The organism is Stenotrophomonas sp. FW305-3-2-15-E-LB1 (assembly GCF_058787375.1).
In genome coordinates, this window is sequence record NZ_JBYSZR010000037.1 from 22,347 (window position 1) to 29,583 (window position 7,237).

Sequence of the window (7,237 nt, forward strand, 5' to 3'; positions counted from 1 at the left end):
ACAGCCGTTACCACCCGCGCTGGGGAAGTGTCGCTGTGGATCCCGCCGTTCGCAAACCGCGTCTGCCTGCCGCCGCCGGCCTGTGTGCCGCGCTGCTGCTGTGGCCGTGGGTGGCTGGCGCACAGGAGGCCGGGAGACAGGCAGCGGGCGAAACGCGGCTGGTCGACCTGGTCGACAGCGGCCGTTTCGGGCAGGCCGAAGCGCTGCTGGCGCGCGGCGACCTGCCCGCCACGGCCGCCTACCAGCGCGAACGCATGCGCCGCATCCGCCTGGACTTCAGCCTGGACGAAGCCGCAGCGAAAACCGCCATACGCCGCTGGATTCCCGACCTGACCGATGCCGAGTTCGCGCGCTGGGATCAGCTCGGCCTCATCGAGCATCTGGATATCGACGGCACCCGCTGGTACTTCAAGCGTGCGCCGTCCAACCTGTTCCTGCTCAGCGATGAAGCGCGCGCCCGCCGCCGCGCCGATGCGCCGATGCCAGCGCCGGGCCCGAACGAAGTGCTCAACGCGCACCACGCGCGCGTGGTTGCGGCCGCCGCGCAGCAGGGCCAGGCCTCGGTGCTGCCGCAGCGCGTTGCCTTCACCCAGTCGCTCACGGTGAAGGCCGATGCCGTGCCGGCCGGTGAAACCATCCGCGCGTGGATTCCGTACCCGCGCGAAATTCCCGGCCAGCAGGAACGCGTGCAATGGCTCGGCAGCACGCCGGGCAAGGCGCGGGTGGCCCCGGCCAGCACCCTGCAGCGCACCACCTATATGGAAGCCCGGGCGGTGGCGGGGCAGCCAACACACTTCGAGGTGCGCTACGCGGTCACCCTCTACGCGCGGCATACCTCGATCGATCCAGCCAAGGTGCAGCCCACGCCGGCCGATCCGGCGCTGCAGCCGTTCCTGGCCGAGCAGTTGCCGCATGTGCGCTTCACCCCGGCGCTGAAACTGTTTTCCGAGCAGGTGCTGCAGGGCGAGACGCGCCCGTATGAAGTAGTGCGCAGGCTGTACGCCGCGGTTGATCGCATCCCGTGGGCGGGCGCCCGCGAATACTCCACTCTCAGCAACCTCAGCGATTACGCCCTGCGCGCCGGCCATGCCGACTGCGGCCAACAGACCCTGCTGCTGATCGCGCTGCTGCGCATGAACGGCATTCCCGCACGCTGGCAGTCGGGCATGGTGTTCTCCGACGACGGCAGCGGCTACAACAACCTGCACGATTGGGGGGCGGTCTACCTGGCGCCGTATGGCTGGCTGCCGATGGACGTGACCACCGGCGCGCTGGCCAGCGAAACGCCGGCGCTGCGCGACTTCTACCTGGGTGGCCTCGATGGCTACCGCATCGCCTTCAACGATGATTTCGGCCAGCCGTTCGTGCCGGCCAAACAGCATTACCGCTCGGAAACGGTCGACTCGCAGCGCGGCGAGGCCGAGTGGGCGGGCGGCAATCTGTACTTCGACCAATGGGGCTATGACCTCCAGTGGCGGGTACTGCCGTCCGGGCAACGCTAGCGCGAAACCTCCACCACCACACCATTCAATTCTTGCAGGAGAGAGCAGGGGATGAAGGCTTACAGCATCAAGCGGGCGGCGTTGTGCGTCGCCCTCGGGGCGTGTCTGGGCATCATGCTGCCCGGCATGGCGATGGCGCAGAACGTGAGCGGCGCCGTGGCCGGCCGGGCCACGGCCGGTGACCAGGTCACCGTGGTCAGCAGCAGCACCGGGCTGACCCGCACCGTCACCGTCGGCGCCGATGGCAGCTACCGCCTTGGCCAGCTGCCGGTAGGCGACTACCAGCTGCAGCTCAGCCGCGAGGGCCAGAACCTGGGTGACCAGGTCGCCGTCAGCGTGGCGGTGGGCGGCACCACCACGGTCAACCTGGCCAGCGCCGGCGGCGTGACCAACCTCGATGCCCTGCAGGTGACCGGCACGCGTGTGGTCAACCGCGTGGATGTCTATTCCACCGAAACCTCGTTCAACATCAACCGCCAGGAAATCTCGCGGCTGCCGGTGGCGCAGGATCTGTCCGCCGTGGCGCTGATGGCGCCGGGCGTGGTCGGCGGCAACTCCTCGTTCGGCGGCCTGTCCTTTGCCGGTTCATCGGTGGCCGAGAACGCGGTGTTCATCAACGGCCTCAACGTCACCGACATGTACACGCGGCGTGGCTTCAGCACCGCACCGTTCGCCTTCTTCAACGAATTCCAGGTCAAGACCGGTGGCTACTCGGTGGAATTCGGCCGCTCCACCGGCGGCGTCATCAACGCAGTGACGCGCTCGGGCAGCAACGAATTCGAGGGCGGCGTGGAAGTGACCGTCGAGCCCAGCGCCGGTCGCTCCAGTGGACGCGACCACTTCCATCGCGACGGCACCGCCCATTCCTATGGCAGCCGTGACAACAACTCGTTCCTGAAGACCAACGTCTGGGGCTCGGGCCCGATCATCAAGGACACGCTGTTCCTGTTCGCCATGTACGAAGACCGCGACGACCGCGGCCACAACACCTCGTCCGACGGCAGCACCTGGTTCAAGAATAATTCCGGCAACGGCTTCTGGGGCACCAAGCTGGACTGGAACATCAACGACAACCACAGCCTGGCGCTGCTGGCGTTCTCCGATGAGGGCGATGTCACCAACGCGTCCTACGGCTACGACTGGGATGACGACCGGATCGGTGCCTGGGGCGGTGATTCCATCACCGAGACCGGCGGCCGCAACTGGTCGGCCACCTATACCGGCCACTTCGGGCAGAACTTCACCGCCCGCGCCATGGTCGGCCAGAACAACCAGCGCGCCTTCACCAACTCGTCGCTGGACCAGGCCTGCAGCCCGGTGTTCACCGACAGCACCTACGGCCCCCGCCTGGGCAAGCTGCAGGGCCTGCGTGCCGGCTGCCATCCCACCGGCACCGCCGTGGCCGAGCGCGATGACACCCGCGATGTGGCGCGCCTGGATTTCGAATGGCAGCTGGGCGACCACCTGCTGCGCTTCGGCCTCGACCGCGAGCTGATGACCACCGACCAGTCGACCCGCTACCCCGGGCCGGGTGCGCTGAGCTACACCGCCTACGTGGCACGGCCCGGCGATGAAGTGTGGGACGGCGCCAACGCCTTTGTGCCGGCCGGCGTCACCGAGATGCTGCGCGCACGCAACCGCCAGTCCGGCGGCAAATTCGAGACCGAGGCCAACGCCTTCTACCTGGAAGACATCTGGAACATCACCCCGAACCTGATGCTCAACCTGGGCATCCGCTGGGACCGCTTCGAGAACCGCACCGCCGAGGGCAAGGCGTTCATCAGGATGGACGACCTGTTCGCCCCGCGCGTCGGTTTCTCGTGGGACATGCGCGGCGATGGCAGCACCAAGCTGTTCGGCAATGCGGGGCGCTACTACCTGCCGGTCACCAACAACATCAACGTCAACTTCGCCGGTGGCCTCATCGACGAATACAGCTACTACGTGCTGGAAGGCTGGGAGCAGAAGACCTCGCCGACCGGTTCGGCGTACATGGCACCGATCATCGGCGCACAGATCGGGCCGACCGACACCCGCATGAACACCGGCGGCGCCGACCTGCGGCAGAGCGTGGACCGCGACCTGAAGGCGGTCTACCAGGACGAATACATCCTTGGCTTCCAGAGCATGATCAATGCGGCCTGGTCGTGGGGCGTCAACGCCACCTACCGGCGCATGACCCGCGCGCTGGATGACATCCGCATCAACTACACCCCGTGCGGCCCGACGCCGAGCACGCTGTGGCCGATCGGCAACCCCGGCGAGAGCCTGACCTTGTGGGGCGACCAGAGCATCGGCTGCGCCACCGAAGGCTGGATCACCATCGACACCGCCAACAGCGGCTACCGCAAGGGCGGCAGCGGCGAGGTCATCGGCTATTCCAAGCCCAAGCGCACCTACAAGGGCCTGGAATTCCAGATTGATCGCGCCTGGGACGAGAAGTGGATGTTGAACGCCTCCTACCTGTGGTCGCGCAGCGATGGCAACTTCGAAGGCCCGGTGAACTCCGATACCAACTACGGCGACACCGGCATGGTGCAGTACTGGGACCACCCGGCCACCAATGAGCGCTACGGCGTGCTGTTCAACGACTTCCGCCACCAGATCAAGCTGCGCGCGGCCTATGCGCTGAACAAGCAGTGGTCGTTCGGCACCACGCTGCAGGTGCAGTCCGGCGGCCCGATCACCGCCTATGGCGTGATGTGGCCGAACGACACCATCGCAGGCGGCAGCACCTCCAGCGAAGGCAGTGGCGGCGGCACCGGCTGGCTGTGCGTGGCCAACTGCTCCGGGCCATACGACCAGCGCCAGTTCGAGTACAGCCCGCGCGGCGCGTTCGGTCGCCTGCCGTGGACCTGGACGATGGGGGCCAACGTGACCTGGCGCCTGCCGGTGGAGGGCATCGATCTCAGCGCCCGCCTGTCGGTGTACAACCTGACCAACAACCAGAAGACCATCAACGTGCACCAGCGCTACGAAGCACAGCCGGGCCAGTACCGCGAAGCCACCTTCGCCACGGGCACCCGCTGGCAGGCGCCGCGCTACACGCAGCTGGTGGTGACGTGGAACTTCTGAGGCATGCCGCGCGGGTGGCGTCGGGTTTCCTGGCGCTGGCCGCCATGCCTGCCGTGGCGGCGGAACCGACGGCCACCGCCGCCATCGATGCCGATGTCGCCGCCGTGGTCCAGCACGCGCATCTGCCCGGGCTGGCCATGGCCGTGGTCGAGCAGGGAAGGGTGGTCTACCAGCACGCCGAAGGCGCGCGCGGTGATGGCGGCCGCATCGACGAAGACACGCTGTTCAAGATCGCGTCCAACAGCAAGGCGATGACCGCCGCACTGCTGGCGCGCCTGGTGGAGCAGGGTCGGCTGCGCTGGGATGACCCGGTGCGCAAGCACCTGCCCGGCTTCACCATGCATGACCCGTGGGTGGGCGGGCACATGCAGGTGCGGGACCTGCTCATCCACAACAGTGGCCTTGGCCTGGGCGCCGGCGACCTGATGCTGTGGCCGGAGCCCAACGCCTATACCCGCGCGGACATCATCGCCGGGCTGGCCCACCTGAAGCCGGTCAGCAGCTTCCGCAGCGGCTACGCCTACGACAACCTGATGTACGTGGTGGCCGGTGAAGTGGCGGCCGCCGCTGGCGGCAGACCCTATGACCAGTTGCTGCGCGAGCAGGTATTCGAGCCGCTCGGCATGGACCGCTGCCAGGTGGGCGCATGGTCGGTGAAGCGCGTGGGCAACGTCGCCCAGCCACATGCGTGGCGCAAGGGCCGCAACGTGGTGATCAACGCCGATGGGGCGATCAGTCCCGACCTGACGTCGATGGCCGCCGGTGGCATCCGTTGCTCGCTGCGCGACATGACGCGCTGGATGCAGGTGCTGCTGGACCCCGCGCTGGTGCCCGGCTGGCTGGGCAGCGACCAGCGGCGCACGCTGTGGACCCTGCACATGCCGATGCCGCTGGGCGAGCGGCAGCGCCGCTGGGACAGCGCGCACTTCATGGGTTACGGCTATGGCTGGCGTGTTTCGGACATGGACGGGCAGTGGAAGGTGGCGCACACCGGCACGCTGTCGGGCATGTATTCCTCGCTGGCCCTGCTGCCGGACCGCAGGGTGGGCGTGGTGATGCTGATGAACGGCGAGGGCGAGGATGCACGCACGGTGCTGATGCAGTCGATGCTGAAGCGCTTCACCGCCCCTGCCGAGGGCCAGACGGCGCAGGACTATCTGCAGGCGTTGGCCGATGAGCGGAGCCGGACCGATGTGATCGGCCACGTTGATGAGTATCCCGATCCGATCGAGCCAGTCGGTGCCGGCGCGCTGCAGGCGCAGCAGGGGCGCTACCGCGATCCCTGGCTGGGCGAGGCCACGCTGTGCCCGGTTGCGGGCACGCTGCGGTTCGAGGTGCTGCGTTCGCCGAAACTGGCTGCGACCGTGATGCAGCAGGGGCGCCGGTGGCGGTTGCACTGGGATACGCTGGAGGCATCCGCGCAGGCATGGCTGCAGCCCGGTGACGGTGACCCGCCCACGCTGCAGCTGCGCGCCATCGATCCGGACATCGACTTCAGCTATGACTTCCAGGACCTGCATTTCACTCGTATTGGCGATTGCCCTGGCGGGCAGCACGCACGCCGCTGAGCCGCCACGCATCTCGCCGGCCACCGATGCGGCCAGCGCCGGCCTGCTGGAGATCCGCACGCTGGCCCCGCAGATCGAGATGGACATCCGTTACGCCGGCCGCAACAACTTCACCGGCGCCCGTGTGCCGGGTTACGAGGCTTCGTCGTGTTACCTGCTGGCCCCGGTGGCGAAGGCACTGGCCGCAGTGGAAGGTGACCTGCGCCCCGAGGGCTATGCGCTGCGCCTCTACGACTGCTATCGCCCGGTGCGTTCGGTGCAGGCTTTCATGGCCTGGGTGAAGGATCCGCACGAGCAGTCGCGCAAGGCGCTGCAGTACCCGGGCCTGGACAAGCCGCAGCTGCTGGCCGATGGCTACATTGCCGAGCGCTCAGGCCACAGCCGGGGCGCGACGGTGGACCTGGGGCTGCTGGATTGCCGGGCCGGCGCGTGCGTGGTGATGGACATGGGCACGGATTTCGATTTCTTCGGCGTGCGCGCGCATACCGACGCGGCGGGGCTGACGGCGGCGCAGCGCGGGAACCGGCAGCGGTTGCAGCAGGCGATGGCGCGGCGAGGGTTTGCCAACTACCCGCAGGAGTGGTGGCACTACACGCTGCAGCCGGAACCGGATGCCGGCACCGCGTACGATTTTCCCGTGAGGTGATGTTTTTTTTGCAGGGCTTGCAGCCCTGCACCTGCGGTAGTGCCGGCCGCTGGCCGGCAACCTCAACAGCAAAAGCCTGCATTCCGTGGGATGGCGGGGTGGGTCCGGTTGAGGGGGACGCCGTATAACCCACCCCGCCTTCGACAGTTTGTCGCGACCTGTCGGAATGGCGTTCTGCTCTGGTGGGTGTCCTGCTGCTGATGGTGGGTGCCGACCGTTGGTCGGCACGGGGTCGGATATCGATGTCTGACAGATGTGTCGACCAACGGTCGACACCCACCAACAGCCGCGCGTCCCAGTAGAGCCACGCCATGCGTGGATGAATTCATTCGATATCTGACAGATGTGTCGACCAAGGTCGACACCTACCAACAGCCGCGCGTCCCAGTAGAGCCACGCCATGCGTGGATGAATTCATTCGATATCTGACAGATGTGTCGACCACG

Annotated in this window: 4 protein-coding genes; all 4 read left to right on the plus strand. The window is 67.3% G+C overall.

What is annotated here, in order from left to right; all coding sequences use genetic code 11:
* Positions 1-35 precede the first annotated feature (35 nt).
* The 4 genes from AC3WL7_RS19505 to AC3WL7_RS19520 are packed head-to-tail and all read left to right on the plus strand — an operon-like array spanning position 36 to position 6,791.
* Positions 36-1,502, plus strand: a complete 1,467-nt coding sequence (locus AC3WL7_RS19505; protein ID WP_492752583.1) for a transglutaminase-like domain-containing protein — start codon at positions 36-38, stop codon at positions 1,500-1,502.
* Positions 1,503-1,553: 51 nt separating this feature from the next.
* Positions 1,554-4,577: a TonB-dependent receptor gene (locus AC3WL7_RS19510; RefSeq protein ID WP_492752585.1), complete on the plus strand. Its 3,024-nt coding sequence runs from the start codon at positions 1,554-1,556 to the stop codon at positions 4,575-4,577.
* 44 nt (positions 4,578-4,621) lie between these two features.
* The gene (locus AC3WL7_RS19515; RefSeq protein ID WP_492752601.1) at positions 4,622-6,145 is read left to right on the plus strand and encodes a serine hydrolase domain-containing protein; all 1,524 of its coding nucleotides are present in this window, start codon (positions 4,622-4,624) and stop codon (positions 6,143-6,145) included.
* Positions 6,078-6,791, plus strand: a complete 714-nt coding sequence (locus tag AC3WL7_RS19520; RefSeq protein WP_492752588.1) for a M15 family metallopeptidase — start codon at positions 6,078-6,080, stop codon at positions 6,789-6,791. Before AC3WL7_RS19515 ends, AC3WL7_RS19520 begins: the two co-directional genes overlap by 68 nt.
* Positions 6,792-7,237: the final 446 nt, after the last annotated feature.

What these genes read in the sequence shown, in the direction of transcription:
- AC3WL7_RS19510 (WP_492752585.1), top strand. Translation starts at nt 1,554, where the DNA reads ATGAAGGCTTACAGCATCAAGCGGGCGGCGTTGTGCGTCGCCCTCGGG.
- AC3WL7_RS19515 (WP_492752601.1), top strand. Translation starts at nt 4,622, where the DNA reads ATGCCTGCCGTGGCGGCGGAACCGACGGCCACCGCCGCCATCGATGCC.
- AC3WL7_RS19520 (WP_492752588.1), top strand. Translation starts at nt 6,078, where the DNA reads ATGACTTCCAGGACCTGCATTTCACTCGTATTGGCGATTGCCCTGGCG.